Source organism: Devosia yakushimensis (genome assembly GCF_030159855.1).
Lineage (GTDB): Bacteria > Pseudomonadota > Alphaproteobacteria > Rhizobiales > Devosiaceae > Devosia > Devosia yakushimensis.
Genome location: NZ_BSNG01000001.1, coordinates 1,285,377 through 1,301,457 on the forward strand (window position 1 = coordinate 1,285,377; position 16,081 = coordinate 1,301,457).

The 16,081-nt window shown below is 61.2% G+C and carries 24 protein-coding genes; 20 read left to right on the top strand and 4 right to left on the bottom strand.

The genetic code is table 11. From position 1 onward, the window contains the following. Positions 1–10: 10 nt before the first annotated feature. From rpmC to rplQ, 18 genes are all read left to right on the top strand, one after another. Positions 11–205, top strand: a complete 195-nt coding sequence (rpmC, locus tag QQL79_RS06335; protein WP_284389001.1) for a 50S ribosomal protein L29 — start codon at positions 11–13, stop codon at positions 203–205. A gap of 12 nt (positions 206–217) precedes the next feature. Next, positions 218–451, top strand: a complete 234-nt coding sequence (rpsQ, locus tag QQL79_RS06340) for a 30S ribosomal protein S17 (RefSeq protein ID WP_284389003.1) — start codon at positions 218–220, stop codon at positions 449–451. A 67-nt stretch (positions 452–518) separates the two neighbouring features. Further along, entirely contained in the window at positions 519–887 is a 369-nt protein-coding gene (gene rplN / locus QQL79_RS06345; RefSeq protein ID WP_035102635.1) for a 50S ribosomal protein L14, read from the top strand. Beyond that, the gene (gene rplX, locus QQL79_RS06350) at positions 887–1,198 is read left to right on the top strand and encodes a 50S ribosomal protein L24 (protein WP_284389014.1); all 312 of its coding nucleotides are present in this window, start codon (positions 887–889) and stop codon (positions 1,196–1,198) included. The genes rplN and rplX overlap by 1 nt, the downstream gene beginning before the upstream one ends. Next, a complete protein-coding gene (gene rplE, locus QQL79_RS06355) occupies positions 1,191–1,748 on the top strand; it encodes a 50S ribosomal protein L5 (protein WP_284389016.1) in 558 nt (185 codons plus the stop codon). The genes rplX and rplE overlap by 8 nt, the downstream gene beginning before the upstream one ends. A gap of 30 nt (positions 1,749–1,778) precedes the next feature. Beyond that, positions 1,779–2,084, top strand: a complete 306-nt coding sequence (gene rpsN / locus QQL79_RS06360; RefSeq protein WP_284389018.1) for a 30S ribosomal protein S14 — start codon at positions 1,779–1,781, stop codon at positions 2,082–2,084. Positions 2,085–2,097: 13 nt separating this feature from the next. Continuing rightward, positions 2,098–2,496, top strand: coding sequence for a 30S ribosomal protein S8 (rpsH, locus tag QQL79_RS06365; RefSeq protein ID WP_035102642.1), 399 nt, complete (start codon positions 2,098–2,100; stop codon positions 2,494–2,496). 38 nt (positions 2,497–2,534) lie between these two features. Next, a complete protein-coding gene (gene rplF, locus QQL79_RS06370; RefSeq protein ID WP_284389022.1) occupies positions 2,535–3,068 on the top strand; it encodes a 50S ribosomal protein L6 in 534 nt (177 codons plus the stop codon). 12 nt (positions 3,069–3,080) lie between these two features. After that, a complete protein-coding gene (rplR, locus tag QQL79_RS06375) occupies positions 3,081–3,443 on the top strand; it encodes a 50S ribosomal protein L18 (RefSeq protein ID WP_284389024.1) in 363 nt (120 codons plus the stop codon). A 24-nt stretch (positions 3,444–3,467) separates the two neighbouring features. Next, a complete protein-coding gene (gene rpsE, locus QQL79_RS06380) occupies positions 3,468–4,001 on the top strand; it encodes a 30S ribosomal protein S5 (RefSeq protein WP_146289247.1) in 534 nt (177 codons plus the stop codon). 23 nt (positions 4,002–4,024) lie between these two features. Continuing rightward, positions 4,025–4,213: a 50S ribosomal protein L30 gene (gene rpmD / locus QQL79_RS06385; RefSeq protein ID WP_284389032.1), complete on the top strand. Its 189-nt coding sequence runs from the start codon at positions 4,025–4,027 to the stop codon at positions 4,211–4,213. 17 nt (positions 4,214–4,230) lie between these two features. Further along, on the top strand, positions 4,231–4,731 hold the full coding sequence (rplO, locus tag QQL79_RS06390; protein WP_284389034.1) for a 50S ribosomal protein L15: 501 nt from the start codon (positions 4,231–4,233) through the stop codon (positions 4,729–4,731). 140 nt (positions 4,732–4,871) lie between these two features. Continuing rightward, complete coding sequence (secY, locus tag QQL79_RS06395; RefSeq protein WP_284389036.1) at positions 4,872–6,209, top strand: preprotein translocase subunit SecY; 1,338 nt, start codon at positions 4,872–4,874, stop codon at positions 6,207–6,209. Next, on the top strand, positions 6,206–6,775 hold the full coding sequence (locus QQL79_RS06400; RefSeq protein WP_284389037.1) for an adenylate kinase: 570 nt from the start codon (positions 6,206–6,208) through the stop codon (positions 6,773–6,775). Before secY ends, QQL79_RS06400 begins: the two co-directional genes overlap by 4 nt. 180 nt (positions 6,776–6,955) lie before the next feature. Continuing rightward, positions 6,956–7,324 (top strand): 30S ribosomal protein S13, encoded by a 369-nt coding sequence (gene rpsM, locus QQL79_RS06405; protein ID WP_284389039.1) that lies wholly within the window; start codon positions 6,956–6,958, stop codon positions 7,322–7,324. 79 nt (positions 7,325–7,403) lie between these two features. After that, the gene (gene rpsK, locus QQL79_RS06410) at positions 7,404–7,796 is read left to right on the top strand and encodes a 30S ribosomal protein S11 (protein WP_086469598.1); all 393 of its coding nucleotides are present in this window, start codon (positions 7,404–7,406) and stop codon (positions 7,794–7,796) included. A gap of 98 nt (positions 7,797–7,894) precedes the next feature. Beyond that, a complete protein-coding gene (locus QQL79_RS06415) occupies positions 7,895–8,920 on the top strand; it encodes a DNA-directed RNA polymerase subunit alpha (protein WP_284392828.1) in 1,026 nt (341 codons plus the stop codon). Positions 8,921–8,950: 30 nt separating this feature from the next. After that, positions 8,951–9,376, top strand: coding sequence for a 50S ribosomal protein L17 (rplQ, locus tag QQL79_RS06420; RefSeq protein ID WP_284389048.1), 426 nt, complete (start codon positions 8,951–8,953; stop codon positions 9,374–9,376). 58 nt (positions 9,377–9,434) lie between these two features. On the opposite strand, the gene QQL79_RS06425 is transcribed toward rplQ, so the two are convergent. The 3 genes from QQL79_RS06425 to QQL79_RS06435 all read right to left on the bottom strand — a co-directional run bounded on the left by QQL79_RS06425 (position 9,435) and on the right by QQL79_RS06435 (position 12,250). Continuing rightward, a complete protein-coding gene (locus QQL79_RS06425) occupies positions 9,435–10,175 on the bottom strand; it encodes a phosphotransferase enzyme family protein (RefSeq protein WP_284389050.1) in 741 nt (246 codons plus the stop codon). A 233-nt stretch (positions 10,176–10,408) separates the two neighbouring features. Beyond that, a complete protein-coding gene (locus QQL79_RS06430) occupies positions 10,409–10,939 on the bottom strand; it encodes a P-loop NTPase family protein (RefSeq protein ID WP_284389052.1) in 531 nt (176 codons plus the stop codon). A 129-nt stretch (positions 10,940–11,068) separates the two neighbouring features. Next, positions 11,069–12,250, bottom strand: coding sequence for a type III PLP-dependent enzyme domain-containing protein (locus QQL79_RS06435; protein WP_284389054.1), 1,182 nt, complete (start codon positions 12,248–12,250; stop codon positions 11,069–11,071). A gap of 197 nt (positions 12,251–12,447) precedes the next feature. Here QQL79_RS06435 and QQL79_RS06440 point away from each other — a divergent pair, with 197 nt between their 5' ends. Next, a complete protein-coding gene (locus QQL79_RS06440; protein WP_284389056.1) occupies positions 12,448–13,923 on the top strand; it encodes a DegQ family serine endoprotease in 1,476 nt (491 codons plus the stop codon). On the opposite strand, the gene QQL79_RS06445 is transcribed toward QQL79_RS06440, so the two are convergent. Then, entirely contained in the window at positions 13,920–14,486 is a 567-nt protein-coding gene (locus QQL79_RS06445) for an HI_0983 family protein (RefSeq protein WP_284389058.1), read from the bottom strand. The genes QQL79_RS06440 and QQL79_RS06445 overlap by 4 nt on opposite strands. A 130-nt stretch (positions 14,487–14,616) precedes the next feature. On the opposite strand from QQL79_RS06445, the gene QQL79_RS06450 reads away from it, so the two are divergent. Then, positions 14,617–15,933 carry a replication-associated recombination protein A gene (locus tag QQL79_RS06450; protein ID WP_284389060.1) on the top strand — a complete coding sequence of 439 codons (1,317 nt, stop codon included), beginning with the start codon at positions 14,617–14,619 and terminating at the stop codon, positions 15,931–15,933. Positions 15,934–16,081 lie beyond the last annotated feature (148 nt).

Below are 16,081 nucleotides of genomic sequence, written 5' to 3' on the forward strand. Positions count from 1 at the left end.
GAACACGAGCATGAAAGCCAGTGATGTGCGGGCTAAGACCGCAGACGAACTGAAAGATCAGCTCGTCGACCTGAAGAAAGAACAGTTCAACCTGCGTTTCCAGCGCGCTACCCAGCAGCTGGAAAACCCCGCTCAGGTCAAGAAGGTCCGCCGCGATATCGCGCGGATCAAGACGATCCTGGGCGAAAAGAACGCAGCGAAGTAAGGAGCCGCGACCATGCCAAAGCGCGTTTTGCAGGGGACTGTTGTCTCCGACGCCAATGATAAGACGGTCGTGGTGCGCGTTGAGCGCCGTTTCACGCATCCGGTTATGAAGAAGACCGTGCGTCGGTCCAAGAAGTATCACGCCCATGATGAAGCCAATGTGGCAAAAGTCGGCGAGATCGTGTGGATCGAGGAATGTGCGCCGATCAGCAAGAACAAGCGTTGGACGCTTGTTCCGAGCGCGTAAACGAATTTAGGGTTTAAGGTCGGCGAGCCGGGGACGGTGGGCTGATTTAACAAGAAGGCATCCAGTCATGATTCAGATGCAATCAAATCTCGACGTCGCGGATAATTCCGGCGCGCGTCGCGTCATGTGCATCAAGGTGCTGGGCGGCTCGCATCGCAAATACGCTTCTGTCGGCGACATCATCGTTGTGTCGGTCAAGGACGCTATCCCGCGCGGCCGCGTGAAAAAGGGTCAGGTCATGAAGGCCGTGGTGGTTCGCACCGCGTTCGACATCCGCCGCCCCGATGGCACGGTGATCCGTTTCGACAAGAACGCCGCGGTTCTGATCAACAATCAGAAAGAGCCGATCGGCACCCGTATCTTCGGACCGGTTCCGCGCGAGCTTCGCGCCAAGAACCACATGAAGATCATCTCGCTCGCACCAGAGGTGCTGTAATGGCCGCTAAGATCAAAAAGGGTGACAAGGTCGTCGTCCTGGCCGGCAAGGACAAGGGCAAGACCGGCCAGGTCCTGTCTGTCATCCCGACCGAAACCAAGGCGCTTGTCCAGGGTATCAACCTGGTCCGCCGCCACACCAAGCAGACCGCGTCGACCGATGCCGGCATCTTCACCAAGGAAGCGCCGATCCATCTGTCCAATCTCGCGATCGCCGACAAGGATGGCAAGCCCACTCGCGTCGGTTTCCAGATCAAGGACGGCGTGAAGACGCGCGTCGCCAAGTCGACCGGAGATTCGATCGATGGCTGAGACAGCTTACGTTCCGCGTCTTCGTACCGAGTACGAAGAAAATATCCGCAAGGTTCTGCAGGAGCAGTTCTCCTACAAGAACGTTATGGAGCTGCCCAAGCTCGACAAGATCGTGCTGAACATGGGCGTTGGCGAAGCCGTCAACGACACCAAGAAGGTCAAGTCGGCTGCTGCCGAGCTGGAAAAGATTGCTGGCCAGAAGCCGGTTATCACCCATGCTCGCAAGTCGATCGCCGGCTTCAAGGTGCGTGAAGACATGCCGCTCGGCGTGAAGGTCACGCTGCGCAAGACGCGCATGTACGAGTTCCTGGATCGTCTGGTGAACATCGCACTGCCGCGCGTTCGCGACTTCCGCGGGCTGAACCCGAACGCCTTTGACGGCCGTGGCAACTATGCCATGGGCATCAAGGAACACATCATTTTCCCCGAGATCAACTATGATCAGATCGATCAGGTCTGGGGTATGGACATCGTGATCGCCACGACGGCCAAGACCGATGATGAGGCGCGCGCGCTGCTCAAGGCATTCAACTTCCCATTCCGCCAGTAAGCGGATAGGGAAGGGAAAAAGGATCAGGACATGGCAAAGACCAGCTCCATCGAGAAGAACAACAAGCGCGCCGCTCTGGCCAAGCAGTATGCTGGCAAGCGTGCGGCGCTCAAGGCGCTGACCAAGGATCAGTCGATCCCGATCGACCAGCGTTTTGCGGCCCAGCTCAAGCTGGCCGAACTGCCGCGCAATTCGGCCAAGGTTCGCGTTCGCAACCGTTGCGAAGTGTCGGGTCGTCCGCGTGGCTATTATCGCAAGCTCAAGCTGAGCCGTATCGCTCTGCGTCAGCTGGGTAACCTGGGTCAGATCCCGGGCCTGGTTAAGTCGAGCTGGTAAGGAGAAACATAAGATGAGCTTTTCCGATCCGATCGGCGATATGCTGACCCGCATCCGCAATGCGCAGATGCGCCGCAAGAATTCCGTTTCGACGCCGGCTTCGACCCTTCGTGGTCGTGTGCTGGACGTTCTCCAGTCCGAGGGTTTCATCCGCGGCTATTCGGAGACCAAGTTCGAAAACGGTGCTGCCGAGTACGAAATCGAACTGAAGTACTCGGATGACGTGGCTGTTATCCGCACGATCGAGCGCGTTTCGCGTCCCGGCCGTCGCGTTTATGCCTCCGTCAAGAATATTCCGCAGGTGGCCAATGGCCTGGGTGTCTCGATCCTCTCCACCCCCAAGGGTGTGATGGCCGACCACGAAGCAAAGGCTGCCAATGTTGGTGGCGAGGTACTCTGCCGCGTCTTCTAAGAGACGCGGTAAGACGATTACTCAAGGATTGAACTAGAATGTCACGTACTGGCAAGAAACCGGTTGCACCGGTGAGCGGCGTTACGGTCACGATCAATGGTCGTACTGTCACCGCCAAGGGCCCGAAGGGCGAACTCAGCATCGAGCTGATGGATGTGGTCAATGTGGAGAATGGCTCCGACGGTGTCGTCGTGACGCCGGCCAATGACACGCGTCTGGCTCGTGCCGCCTGGGGCACCACCCGTGCACTGATCCAGAACATGGTCACCGGCGTCAGTGCTGGCTTCGAAAAGAAGCTGCAGATCCAGGGCGTGGGTTACCGCGCTGCGCTGCAGGGCAAGGACGTCAAGCTGTCGCTCGGCTTCAGCCATGAAGTCGTGTATGAGGCCCCCAAGGGCATCACGCTGGCTGTCCCGGCTCCGACTGAGATCGTCGTCACCGGCATCGACAAGCAGCAGGTTGGCCAGGTGGCTGCGGATATCCGCGCCTGGCGGGCTCCCGAACCCTACAAGGGCAAGGGCGTGCGGTATGCGGGCGAGTTCGTCTTCCGCAAAGAAGGCAAGAAGAAGTAAGGAGCGCCTGCAATGGCTATCAGTGCAAAAGGTGCGGAACGCCGCAAGGCTCGTGTCCGCAAGGCGCTTAAGGCTCGTGCCTTCGGTCGTCCCCGTCTGTCGGTTTTCCGTTCGGACAAGAATATTTACGCTCAGATCATCGACGACGCGAATGGCCGTACGCTGGCCGCCGCTTCGACCCTCGACAAGGATGTCAAGGCGACCGTCAAGAACGGCGGTTCGGCTGAAGCTGCTGCCGTCATTGGCAAGCTGATCGCCGAGCGCGGTACCAAGGCCGGTGTTGCCGAAGTCATCTTCGATCGCGGCGCGTATATCTATCATGGCCGTGTGAAGGCCCTTGCAGACGCTGCCCGTGAGGGCGGCCTGCAGTTCTAAGGCACGGACAAGGAAAGAAACATTATGAGCAGAGACGTTCAAGAACGCGAAAGCGAATTCGTCGATCGCCTGGTCCACATCAACCGCGTGGCCAAGGTGGTCAAGGGCGGCCGTCGTTTCGGTTTTGCCGCACTCGTGGTTGTCGGCGACCAGAAGGGCCGCGTTGGCTTTGGTCACGGCAAGGCCCGTGAAGTGCCGGAAGCAATCCGCAAGGCTACCGAGCAGGCCAAGCGCCAGATGATCCGCGTGCCGCTCCGCGATGCCCGCACGCTGCACCATGACGTTGCTGGCCGCCACGGCGCCGGCAAGGTCATCCTGCGTGCCGCCGTTCCGGGTACCGGTATCATCGCCGGTGGTCCGATGCGCGCCGTCTTCGAGACGCTGGGCATCAACGACATCGTTGCCAAGTCGCAGGGTACCGCGAACCCCTACAACATGGTGCGGGCCACCTTCGATGCGCTCAAGCGCGTCGATAGCCCACGCTCGGTTGCAGCTCGTCGTGGTCTCAAGGTCTCCGAACTGCAGGCTCGCCGCGGCGAGACTGCCGTCGAAGCCTGATCGATCAGGGACGGAGAATTATCATGGCTAAAGACAAGACCATTACCGTGCAGCAGATCGGCTCCCCGATCCGCCGCGAAAAGAGCCAGCGCGCGACCCTGATCGGTCTCGGGCTCAACAAGATGAACAAGCAGCGCGAGCTGATCGACACGCCTGAAGTGCGTGGCATGATCAACAAGGTGCCGCATCTCGTCCGCGTCATCGGCGAATAAGAGAGAAGGTCCCTCATATGACCCGTTTGAATGAACTTCGCGACAATCCCGGTTCCTCCAAGGTCCGTATCCGCGTTGGCCGCGGTATCGGCTCGGGCAAGGGCAAGACCGGTGGTCGTGGCGGCAAGGGCCAGACTGCGCGTTCCGGCGTTGCGATCAACGGCTTTGAAGGTGGCCAGATGCCCCTTCACATGCGTATGCCCAAGCGTGGCTTCAATGCGCTCAATCCAGGCAACTGGAACGAGGTCCGCATCGATCGCCTGCAGGCCTATATCGATGCTGGCAAGCTCGACCCCAAGGCTGTGATCGACTCGGCTGCGCTGATCGCTGCCCGCGTGATCCGTCGCCCCAAGGACGGCGTCCGGTTGATTGGCTCTGAGGGTTTCACTTCCAAGAAGGTGACCTTCAACGTCAATTATGCGACCAAGGGCGCTCTGGCAGCTATTGAATCTGCCGGCGGCAAGGTCGATATCATTGCGGCAAAGGCGCCGTGGAAGAAAGCTCCGCGGGCTGAGTAATCTACTCAGCCTCGAGCGTCCGGTCGCCTAGGCCGGGCGCTTTTGGTTTTTGTTTCGCGCGTTTTCGTAGGGCAGGGGTGCAATGCCTCCGCTGAAGACGCGCCAGGCGCACCTGGCCATGAAGCCATAGGGAGCGATACATGGCGTCCGCAGCCGAACAGCTGGCACGTAATCTCAATTTTTCGACCTTTTCGAAGGCGAAGGCCCTGCAGCAGCGCATCTGGTTCACACTGGGCGCGCTGCTTGTCTATCGTCTGGGCACTTTCATTCCGGTTCCGGGCATTGACCCCGATGCGTTCCGCGCGACGTTCGAACAGTCGCAGCAGGGCATTATCGGCATGTTCAACATGTTCGCCGGCGGCGCCGTCGAGCGCATGGCGATCTTTGCGCTGAACCTGATCCCATACATTACCGCCTCGATCGTGGTGCAGGTCATCGCGACCGCGTCGCCGCGCCTGGAAGCCCTCAAGAAGGAGGGTGAGGCCGGTCGTCGCAAGATGAACCAGTATACCCGCTATCTCGCGGTCGTGTTCTGCGCCGTGCAGGCCTATGGCATTGCCGTGGGCCTCGAAGCGAGCCAGGGCGTCGTGCTCAATCCGGGCTGGTTCTTCCGCATTTCGACCGTCATCACGCTGGTCGGCGGCACCATGTTCCTGATGTGGCTGGGTGAGCAGATCACCTCGCGCGGCGTCGGCAATGGTATTTCGCTGATCATCTTTGCCGGTATCGTGGCCAATCTGCCCACCACCATTGTGCAGACGCTCGAGCTGAGCCGCACCGGTGCGCTGCCGCCGCTGGCTGCCTTCGGCATCGTGATCCTGTCCATCGTGGTCATCGCCGGCATCGTGTTCTTCGAACGCGCCCAGCGACGCCTGCTGATCCAGTATCCCAAGCGCCAGGTCGGCAATAAGATGTTCCAGGGCGAAAGCTCGCATCTGCCGCTCAAGCTGAACACGTCGGGCGTTATTCCGGTGATCTTCGGCTCCTCGCTGTTGCTGCTGCCGGCCACCATTGCGTCCTTTGCGGCGCAGGGCAATGCGCCGGTCTGGCTGCAGACAGTGACGGCGATGCTGGGCCGTGGCCAGCCGCTCTATCTGGCGCTGTTCGCCTTCTTCATCATCTTCTTCGCCTTCTTCTATACGGCCATCGTGTTCAATCCGACCGAGACGGCAGACAACCTCAAGCGGTCTGGCGGCTTTATTCCAGGCATTCGTCCGGGCGAACGGACGGCGGCACATATCGACTATGTGTTGACCCGTATCACTGTTATCGGTGCGCTCTATCTTACTGTGGTGGCGCTGATTCCAGAGATCATCCATAACCAGCTGGCGGTCAGCCAGTTCATCGGCGGCACCTCGCTGCTGATCATGGTGACGGTGACGCTCGATACGGTCAGCCAGATTCAGAGCCACCTGATCGCGCAGCAATATGAGGGGCTCGTCAAGAAGTCCCGTCTTGGGGGAGGTAAGCGTCGATGAGGCTCATTCTGCTCGGACCGCCGGGAGCGGGGAAGGGTACTCAGGCCAAGATCCTGGTCGAGGCCTATGGTATTCCCCAGCTCTCGACCGGCGATATCCTGCGCTCGGCCATTGCGGCCAAGACCCCGCTGGGTCTCGAAGCCAAGGCTATCGTCGATCGCGGCGACCTGGTCAGTGACGTCATCGTCAATGGTATCGTCTCCGAACGGCTCGATGCCGAGGACTGCAAGCCTGGCTTCATCCTCGATGGCTTCCCGCGCACCATTGCGCAGGCCGAGGCGCTCGATCAGATGCTGATCGAGAAGGGCGTCAAGCTCGATGCCGTTATCGAAATCAAGGCCGATGCCGATGAATTGGTGCGCCGGGTGATCCAGCGCAGCAAGGAAAGCGGCGTTGCCCGTAGTGACGACAATGAGGAAGTGCTGCGCAAGCGCCTCGATGTTTACAAGGAGCAGACCGCCCCGCTGGTCGCCTATTATGGCGATAGCGGCCTGCTCAAGACCGTCGACGGCATGGAGCCGGTCGAAAAAGTCACGGCTGCGATCAAGTCCGCGATCACAGCCTGAGAACAGGGCAGGGGTTTGGCAGTTGACTCTGCCGAATCTAGTCCTTAAAGAACCGCGTCAGTCTCATGGATTATTGGGCTGGATTCGGTTCTCCAAATGTTGGGGGTCGAAATCCGGTCCCTTGTTGTTTAACGGCACGGCCCCCTGATGGTAACCCGTGTTGAATGAAGGAGAGCAGACGTGGCTCGTATTGCTGGCGTCAATATCCCGACCAATAAGCGCGTAATCATTGCGCTGCAGTATATCCACGGGATTGGCGAGAAGTTCGCCAAGGATATCACTGAAAAAGTCGGCATCCCTGCCGAGCGCCGTGTCAACGAGTTGACCGACGCCGAAGTGATTCAGATCCGTGAAGCCATCGACCGCGACTACGTGGTTGAGGGTGATCTTCGCCGCAATGTGGCGATGAACATCAAGCGGCTGATGGACCTGGGCAACTACCGTGGCCTGCGCCATCGTCGTGGCCTGCCGGTTCGCGGTCAGCGCACCCACACCAATGCCCGCACCCGCAAGGGTCCGGCAAAGCCGATCGCCGGCAAGAAGAAGTAAGAACCCGTATCGGGTTCTTCGATGTAGCTGCTGGGGCCATCTGGCTGACGGCAGCGCTGATATCGTTTAGAGGAATTAAATGGCTAAAGCTGAAGTCGCGCGCGTCCGTCGTAAGGAGCGCAAGAATATCACGTCGGGTGTTGCCCACGTGAATGCCTCGTTCAACAACACCATGATCACCATTGCCGATATGCAGGGTAACACGATTTCGTGGTCCTCCTCAGGTGTCATGGGCTTTAAGGGTTCGCGCAAGTCGACCCCTTATGCGGCTCAGGTCGCTGCTGAAGATGCTGCCAAGAAGGCGCAGGAACATGGCATGAAGACCCTCGAGGTCGAAGTTCGTGGTCCCGGTTCGGGTCGTGAATCGGCTCTGCGTGCCCTGCAGGCTGCCGGTTTCAACGTCACCTCGATCCGCGACGTGACCTCGATCCCGCATAACGGTTGCCGTCCGCGCAAGCGGCGCCGCGTCTAATTTAGACCGTCTGAGAAGCTCCCGGCCGATTGAATGGGCCGGGAGTCTTATTGCGTTTGCGGCGAAGCGGCGGGCTAGAGCCGCGATTTTGAAAGGACATTACCGTGACGATCCAGAGGAACTGGCAAGAACTGATCAAGCCGACCAAGCTGGAGATTGTTTCGGGCAGCGACAACGCGCGCGTGGCTTCGGTAGTTGCCGAGCCGCTTGAGCGCGGTTACGGGCTTACCCTGGGTAACGCTCTTCGTCGTGTGCTGCTGTCGTCGCTTCAGGGCGCGGCAGTTACCGCAATCCAGATTGACGGCATCCTGCATGAATTCTCCTCGCTTCCGGGCGTGCGTGAAGACATGACCGATCTCGTCCTCAACGTGAAGGAAATCGCGTTGAAGATGGGCGGCGAAGGCCCCAAGCGCCTTGGCCTGACCAAGCAGGGTCCGGGTGCCGTGACCGCCGGCGACATCAAGGTCACCGGTGATATCGAAGTGCTGAACCCCGAGCTGGTGATCTGCCATCTCGACGACGGCGCCGAGATCAATATCGAATTCACCGTCGACACCGGCAAGGGTTATGTCGCTGCCGACAAGAACCGTCCGGAAGATGCACCGATCGGCTATATCCCGGTCGACTCGCTGTTTTCCCCGGTTCGCCGTGTCAGCTACAAGGTCGATGCCACCCGTGCGGGTGAAAGCCTCGACAAGGACAAGCTGACCCTGCAGGTCGAGACCAATGGCGCCGTGTCGCCGGAAGATGCCGTGGCTTATGCTGCGCGTATCCTCCAGGACCAGCTGTCGGTGTTCGTGAACTTCGAAGAGCCCAGCAAGGAAAAGGCACAGGATGCCGTTCCCGAACTGGCCTTCAATCCGGCGCTGCTCAAGAAGGTCGACGAACTCGAGCTTTCGGTGCGTTCGGCCAACTGCCTCAAGAACGACAACATCGTTTATATCGGCGACCTGATCCAGAAGACGGAAGCCGAGATGTTGCGGACCCCGAATTTCGGCCGCAAGTCGCTCAATGAAATCAAGGAAGTCCTGGCACAGATGGGGCTTCATCTCGGAATGGACGTCAACAACTGGCCACCCGAGAATATCGATGACCTCGCCAAGCGCTACGAAGATCACTATTGATCGCGCTGCCAAGCACTTTAGGAGATAACCATGCGCCACGGTAATTCCGGCCGCAAGCTCAGCCGAACCGCCAGCCACCGCAAGGCTATGTTCGCCAATATGTCCGCCGCGCTGATCAAGCACGAGCAGATCGTCACTACCCTGCCCAAGGCGAAGGACCTGCGTCCGATCGTCGAAAAGCTGATCACCCTGGGCAAGCGCGGCGACCTGCACGCTCGCCGTCAGGCGATCGCCCAGGTGCGTGATGAAGGCCAGGTGGCAAAGCTGTTTGCCGTTCTCGGCCCGCGCTACAAGGACCGTCAGGGCGGCTATATCCGCATCCTGAAGGCCGGGTTCCGCTATGGCGACAATGCGCCCATGGCCGTGATCGAGTTCGTCGATCGCGACGTCAATGCCAAGGGCCTCGATAGCGGCCCGGTGCAGGTGCGTGACGAAGACGAGTCCGAAGCCGCGTAAGCGATTTTCGGTTCAGGATTTAAGGCGGCCGCGGTTCATTCCGCGGCCGCTTTTTTGTTCAGATGGCGCGAACCTCGGCCAGCCGCCGGACCGAATAATCGTCCTTCCAGCAGACGGCAGCCTCCCAGGCGGCCGATGCCTGCGCGGCGATGTCAGATTCTGCGGTATCGAAGCCGGCGGCATTGTGAGGCAACACCAGGTCGAGGGCAGGGACATCGACGTGGGATTCGTCCCAGTCGATCAGCGCAACCCGATCTGCAGTCATCCGAATGTTTCGGGGGTTGGTATCCCCATGGACAACGCAGGTCTGCCGCCCGGCCAGCCGCGCCCAGGCAGCCCGGCATCGCGCCACAGCCTCCGCCGGCATTGCGGCCAGGTTGATCCTGGTTCCGCTCTCCGCCGTCAGCAGATCGGTGGATGAGCGCCAGCCCGGCCGCTGCGGCCAGTTCTGCGTCAGCCGATGCACCTGGCGAAGCGTTTCGGCCACGCGGCGCCAATCCGCCGCCGTCTCGGGCGGTCCGCCCTCGACATAGCGCATCACCGTCAGCCCGTCGGCGAACAATCTGCCGTCTGCGGTCGGTATCGGCACCGGCACAATCAGGCCGGCCCGATCCAGATGCTGCATCAGCCCGGCCTCCCACGCGAGATCGGCGTCACTCCGCTTGCCCAGCCGGGCGACCGCCACCTGACCCTTGACGCGCACGCTCCACACGTCATTGGCAACCCCACCGCTGAGCGGCTCGATGCGAACCGCATCGTCCCCCCATTGCCCGAGCGCGTTCCATCCCGTCGCCGGCATCAGGTCAGACTGCTCCAGACCAGAGCCAGCCCCAGGCCCATGCACAGCAGCCCGACCATGAGCATGGCCAGCCGGCGGCGGCGCGGCGATTTCATCATCGCTCCCAGCACGATTTTCCTCCTCGTTTGCCCTCAGCTTAGGCTCGAATGACATGGTGGGGCAATCGGCGCGCTCAACGCCAACAATGTGCTGTCCGCAGCGCGCGAAATGTCACGTCAATGCTAACAGTGTGCTCACAGATTCCAGCTGCGGCCCAGCGCCTGCACCTCGGACAGGGAGGGGCAGAATACCTGCGGCAAACCCGTGGCCTGGGCGAAGCCATGATAGCGCGAAACACTGCGCCGGGTCTTCCAGATCCACCGCACCATCTCCCATTTGAGGCTGTCCCGATTGCCCGGCAGATTGCCGGCCCGCTGCTTTTCAAACAGGGTTCGCCGGAAATAGCGGGCAAACCGGCGGAGATAGTGATCGTCGATGACGATTACCCCCGTGGCCCGGGCAAAACGCTGTGGCATGAGGACGGAATAATTGCCCTCCATGACCCAGCCGTCCTCCAGGATCGCTGCGTCGTGCAGGGCATGGAACTCGGCATCGGGCCGCACCTGCCAGTCGGTATCGGGCAGGTGGCGGAATTGGTCGAGGTGAATGGCGGAAACGCCCAGTTTGCGGGCGATTGCGACGGCCAAAGTCGACTTGCCGGCATTGGTCGGCCCCATGATGACGATGCGTTGGCCGAGGGATTCCAGCGATGGAAAGGTATGCATTTTCAGTTCCGATATATGGTTTGAAGGATCGGGGTGGAAAAGCGAAGGCGGTAGGCGAATTCCTTGGTGGAACAGACAAAAATCCCCGCCGAAGCGGGGATTAAGCGGTGCTGACGATGGCTGGGCGGCCTATTCCGGCTGCACATCCTTGCCGGTATAGACTTCATCGACCCAGTACTGGTCACGGCGGTCAAAGCCGTTGAACGGCGTCAGGGAGGCCTGGGTATAGGCGCCCATCAGGCCGAATTCAATCCAGTCGTCCTCATCGATATCGGCCGGCAGCGTGAAGACCTGGGGCAGCACGTCATAGCTGTCGCAGGTGGGGCCCCAGATGGTGAATTCGGAGAATTCCTGGTCATTGTCGTGCACCCGCGGGCCGCGCCAGACGCGGACGGGCGGAGTGAAGTGCATGAACTTGACTTCCATCAGGCTGCCATAGGCGCCGTCATTGACATAGACCGACTGGCCGCCGCGCTGATGCTTTACCCGCAGCAGCAGGGAGGTCGAGGAGGTCACCAGCGCGCGGCCGGGCTCGATGATCAGCTCGGGCTTGTTCTTGTCGCCGAAATGGTCGCCGACTGCCGTGGAGATGGTCTCGAAGTAATAGTCCATCGGCGGCGCTTCGCTGGTCGGGTAGGGGGCCGGATAGCCACCACCGATATTGAGCCGCTTGAGCTCGATGCCGGATTCCTCGACGATGCGGGCGGCGGCCGCGATATGCCGTTCATAGGCATAGGCGTCTTCGCACTGGCTGCCCACGTGGAAGCAGAGGCTTGGCGTATAGCCCATCTTGTCGACGGCCGAGACGATTTCGGCCGCGCCTTGTTCCATGACGCCGAATTTGATGCCGAAGTCATAGGATTTGAGCGCCTTGCCGGCCTTGAAGCGGGTGGTCACTTCCACGTCGCGGCTGGGCGACACCACGGCCGCCAGCTGGTCGAGCTGCTGGGGGTGGTCGATGGTGAAGGAGCGGACGCCGAACTCTTCATAAGCGCGTTCGATCTCGCGCTTATTCTTGATCGGGTTGTTGTAATGCATCACCGCGCCCGGCGCATGGTCGCGCACCAGCTCCATTTCGGTGTTGGACGCGACGTCGAACGCCTTCAAACCTTCGCGATGGAGCTGAGCGATGATGTGGGGGGAGGGGTTGCACTTGACCGCATAGGTCAGCAGCCCGTCAAAGCCCTTTTTGAAGACCCGCGTGGCCTTGTGCAGCTCGCGCTCTGAAAACAGGAAAGCCGGGAAATCCGGGGCTTCCGCCGCGATCAGCGCGGAGGTATTCGGGTAAACCTGCTTCGGCTCAGTGGTCATGGACGACTTGCCTTTCGGGGCTGGAGAAATGCGGAAAACGAGCGCTGCATATAGGGCCGTGCGCCCCCTCACGCAAACGTTTATTTGGCCCGGAAATGCGACGGTCGCGTGACGCCATTTTCGTGACAGAATCCGGGCGTTTGCCTTGCCCCGCGCCGATGCCTGAAGCGGGCGGCGTGGTGAACGGAGATGGTTCGATGTCGATGCGCTCGTGGATTTTGGCAAGCTGTGCCGTAGCGGTTCTGGCCGTTGGGGGGACGTTGGCCTTTTCGCCCTGGAATGCGCCCAGCCTGGCGCAGGTGACGACAGCGCCGGCAACGCCGCCAGCTGCTCCTCAGACCATAGAGGTGCCGCGCAGCGATGCCGAAATCAAGCTGAGCTTTTCGCCTGTGGTGAAGGCTGCCTCGCCCTCGGTGGTCAATGTCTATGCCACGCGCATCGAGCAGCAGACGGTCTCGCCTTTTGCCAATGATCCATTCTTCTCGCGCTTTTTCGGGCGTGGGCAGTTCCAGAGCCGGCCGCGCGAGTCCCAGTCCCTTGGCTCCGGCGTGATCGTGGACGCCAGCGGCGTCATCCTCACCAATCGCCACGTCATCGAGGGCGCGACCGATGTGCGCATTGCCCTTTCCGATGGGCGCGAATTTGCCGTCGACATCGTCATCGAGGATGCACAGACCGATCTCGCCGTACTCCGTGTGCGCCAGCCGGGCGACGCGACTTTCCCCGCCATCGTCTTTGCCAATTCGGATGCCCTCGAAGTGGGAGACCTCGTCCTGGCGATCGGCAATCCGTTCGGTGTCGGCCAGACCGTCACCAGCGGCATTGTTTCGGCCCTGGCCCGCACCGGCGTCGAGAGCTCGGATTATGAGTTCTTCATCCAGACCGACGCGGCGATCAATCCCGGCAATTCGGGTGGCGCGCTTGTCGACCTCGACGGGCATCTCGTGGGCATCAACACCGCCATTTACTCGCAAAGCGGCGGTTCGGTCGGTATCGGCTTTGCCATTCCGGCCAATATGGCCAAGCTGGTCGCCCAGGCCGGCGTTAGCGGCGGGCAGATCGTGCGGCCGTGGTTTGGCGCCAAGATGCAGGCGGTCAATTCCGATATCGCCCAGAGCCTGGGCATGGCGGCGCCCCATGGCGCGCTGATCACCGAAGTTGCCCCCGGTGGCCCGGCGGAACGAGCCGGCTTCGCCTCGGGCGACGTGATCCTGAGCGTTGACGGCATGGCGGTCGATGATCCCAGCGCCTTCAATTTCCGCCTGGCCACCAAGCCCATCGGGCAGGCGACGGCCCTTGAACGCGTCCGCGCCGGCAAGACCGACACGGTCAATTTCACCATAGAGGCCGCGCCCGTCGCCTCGGACGACATGGTCGCGACCATCACCGGTAATTCGCGTTTCGCCGGCACCAGCGTGCGCCAGATCGATGCGGCGCTCGCCGAAATGAAAGGGCTGCCCTATGACGCCAAGGGCGTCATCGTCACAGCAGTCGAAGCGGGCTCGCCGGCCGAGCAGATGGGGCTCAAGCCCGATGATGTGATCCTCTCGCTCAATGACACGGCGATGGATACGGCGGCCGCTTTCTCGCAGACGGCAAGCCAGCGCGCCCGCACCTGGCAGATCATTCTGCAGCGCGACGGGCGCGTCACTCGCTCGATCGTCAGTGGCTAGTCGAGGCTGAGTTCGGGCAGTTCCATCAGCGCCAGGGCGTTGATCGCATTCTGGCGCCGGTCCTTGAGGCCGGTGAGCAGGGCGCGGGCGCCGTCCTCGCCATAGCCGCGACGGCTGATGGCATAGAGCGCGATGCCGTCGCCGAATGGCACATAGCGATAGGCGTTCCACTCGACGATCATGGTGCCGCTGGTGGAATCGCTGAGCAGGAAATCGAGGAGGATCTCACCGGTCTGGTCATTCCTGATCATGTCGTAATTGACCACGGGATCACTGCCCTTGCGTGCGTCGAGATTCTTTATCATCGCTGCCGCCGCGGCTTCCGGGGTGATGTCATCGGTCATGACGTCGATCATGAACATGTCTTCGAACTGTTCAACTGTCTGGCCGGCAGGCACATATTCCTGCTTGTAATAGGTCTCGCTGGGGTGGCTGGTCCAGGCCAGGACAAATTCCACATCCTCGAAGACGATCGGGCCCGGCGCGCCGATGGAGTCGGCCTGAGCATGGGCGGGTAGCGCCATAGTGGCGAGGAGCAGGAACGCGGCGACAAAACGAAGCATTGGGATACCCTCGAGGTTTTGGTCGGCCATTAATGCTAACAAACACGGCGCTTGGCAATTCGCTGCCGGTTTGTCTTGCTCGCGCCGCCGCCCTATCTTACGCAGAGCCTTCCATAGAGACCCAACAGGCATGGCTGACCTTTTCGCCGCAGATACCAGTGAAACCGACCGCGCGCGTCCGCTCGCCGATCAATTGCGGCCGCGCTCGCTCGATGAGGTCATCGGGCAGACCCATCTGCTCGGGCCGGAAGGGACGCTGCGCCGCATGATCGCTTCGGGCCGGTTGGGCTCGCTGATCCTGTGGGGACCGCCAGGCACCGGCAAGACCACCGTGGCGCGGCTATTGGCAGACCAGATCGGCTATACATTCGAGCAAATCTCTGCGGTGTTTTCCGGCGTCGCCGACCTCAAGAAGGTCTTTGAAAAGGCCCGCTTCGAGCGCCTCTCCGGCCATCGCACGCTGCTCTTCGTTGACGAAATCCACCGCTTCAATCGCGCCCAGCAGGATGGCTTCCTGCCGGTGATGGAAGACGGCACGGTCGTGCTGGTCGGCGCGACCACCGAGAACCCCTCCTTCGAGCTGAACGCGGCTTTGCTGTCGCGCAGCCAGGTCCTGCGCTTTGAGTCGCTGTCGCTGGATGATCTGGAAAAGCTGGTGACCCGGGCCGAGGAGCTGACCGGCGCGGCCCTGCCGCTCGATGCCGAAGCCCGCCATACCCTGCTGACCCTTGCCGACGGCGATGGCCGCGCGCTACTGGGCCTGGTCGAGGAAGTGCTGGCTTCGGCCAAGGAAGGCGAGACCCTTGATGCCGCCACCATGCTCACCGTCATTCAGCGCCGTGCGCCGATCTACGACAAGGCGCAGGATGGCCACTACAATCTGATTTCGGCCCTGCACAAGACTGTGCGCGGCTCCGACCCCGATGCGGCGCTCTACTATTTCGCCCGCATGCTCGACGCTGGCGAAGATCCGCTGTTCCTCGCCCGGCGCCTGATCCGCATGGCAGTGGAAGATATCGGCCTGGCAGACCCGCAGGCCCTGCCGCAGGCCGTGGCCGGGCGCGATGCCTATCAGATGCTGGGCTCGCCCGAAGGCGAGCTGGCCCTGGCGCAGGTGGTCGTCTATCTGGCGCTCGCGCCCAAATCCAATGCCGTCTACACCGCCTTCAAGGGCGCGACGTCGGTTGCCAAATCCACCGGCTCGCCCACCCCGCCCATGGTCATCCTCAATGCTCCCACCAAGCTGATGAAGAATTCCGGCTATGGCGACGGCTATATCTATGACCACGACACGCCCGAGGCGTTTTCGGGCCAGGAATATTTCCCCGAAAAGATCGGCCGGCAGAAATTTTACGAGCCCGTCGAGCGCGGTTTTGAACGCGATCTGCGGAAGCGCGTGGACTATTTCGAGCGGTTGCGGGCAGCCAAGCGAGGGGAGGAAGAGTGAAGCCATATCTAGCAGCGCCCACCGCGCGGCACCTCCCCCTTGACGGGAGAAGGTGGGAGGGGGTGCATGAGTCCCAATCTACCGGGCTCCCATCCCCCTCCCTGACCCTCCCCGCAAGGGGGAGGGTGACGACTGGAACATTGGGGCC

Excerpts from the sequence above, each read along its gene's own strand:
- rplN (WP_035102635.1), top strand. The coding sequence starts at position 519 with ATGATTCAGATGCAATCAAATCTCGACGTCGCGGATAATTCCGGCGCG.
- secY (WP_284389036.1), top strand. The coding sequence starts at position 4,872 with ATGGCGTCCGCAGCCGAACAGCTGGCACGTAATCTCAATTTTTCGACC.
- QQL79_RS06425 (WP_284389050.1), bottom strand. The coding sequence starts at position 10,175 with ATGCCGGCGACGGGATGGAACGCGCTCGGGCAATGGGGGGACGATGCG.
- QQL79_RS06445 (WP_284389058.1), bottom strand. The coding sequence starts at position 14,486 with ATGCTTCGTTTTGTCGCCGCGTTCCTGCTCCTCGCCACTATGGCGCTA.
- rpsE (WP_146289247.1), top strand. The coding sequence starts at position 3,468 with ATGAGCAGAGACGTTCAAGAACGCGAAAGCGAATTCGTCGATCGCCTG.
- rplQ (WP_284389048.1), top strand. The coding sequence starts at position 8,951 with ATGCGCCACGGTAATTCCGGCCGCAAGCTCAGCCGAACCGCCAGCCAC.
- rpsN (WP_284389018.1), top strand. The coding sequence starts at position 1,779 with ATGGCAAAGACCAGCTCCATCGAGAAGAACAACAAGCGCGCCGCTCTG.
- rpmC (WP_284389001.1), top strand. The coding sequence starts at position 11 with ATGAAAGCCAGTGATGTGCGGGCTAAGACCGCAGACGAACTGAAAGAT.
- rpsQ (WP_284389003.1), top strand. The coding sequence starts at position 218 with ATGCCAAAGCGCGTTTTGCAGGGGACTGTTGTCTCCGACGCCAATGAT.
- rplR (WP_284389024.1), top strand. The coding sequence starts at position 3,081 with ATGGCTATCAGTGCAAAAGGTGCGGAACGCCGCAAGGCTCGTGTCCGC.
- rplF (WP_284389022.1), top strand. The coding sequence starts at position 2,535 with ATGTCACGTACTGGCAAGAAACCGGTTGCACCGGTGAGCGGCGTTACG.
- rpmD (WP_284389032.1), top strand. The coding sequence starts at position 4,025 with ATGGCTAAAGACAAGACCATTACCGTGCAGCAGATCGGCTCCCCGATC.
- QQL79_RS06400 (WP_284389037.1), top strand. The coding sequence starts at position 6,206 with ATGAGGCTCATTCTGCTCGGACCGCCGGGAGCGGGGAAGGGTACTCAG.
- QQL79_RS06450 (WP_284389060.1), top strand. The coding sequence starts at position 14,617 with ATGGCTGACCTTTTCGCCGCAGATACCAGTGAAACCGACCGCGCGCGT.
- rpsH (WP_035102642.1), top strand. The coding sequence starts at position 2,098 with ATGAGCTTTTCCGATCCGATCGGCGATATGCTGACCCGCATCCGCAAT.
- rplE (WP_284389016.1), top strand. The coding sequence starts at position 1,191 with ATGGCTGAGACAGCTTACGTTCCGCGTCTTCGTACCGAGTACGAAGAA.
- QQL79_RS06430 (WP_284389052.1), bottom strand. The coding sequence starts at position 10,939 with ATGCATACCTTTCCATCGCTGGAATCCCTCGGCCAACGCATCGTCATC.
- rpsK (WP_086469598.1), top strand. The coding sequence starts at position 7,404 with ATGGCTAAAGCTGAAGTCGCGCGCGTCCGTCGTAAGGAGCGCAAGAAT.
- rplO (WP_284389034.1), top strand. The coding sequence starts at position 4,231 with ATGACCCGTTTGAATGAACTTCGCGACAATCCCGGTTCCTCCAAGGTC.
- QQL79_RS06435 (WP_284389054.1), bottom strand. The coding sequence starts at position 12,250 with ATGACCACTGAGCCGAAGCAGGTTTACCCGAATACCTCCGCGCTGATC.
- rplX (WP_284389014.1), top strand. The coding sequence starts at position 887 with ATGGCCGCTAAGATCAAAAAGGGTGACAAGGTCGTCGTCCTGGCCGGC.
- QQL79_RS06440 (WP_284389056.1), top strand. The coding sequence starts at position 12,448 with ATGTCGATGCGCTCGTGGATTTTGGCAAGCTGTGCCGTAGCGGTTCTG.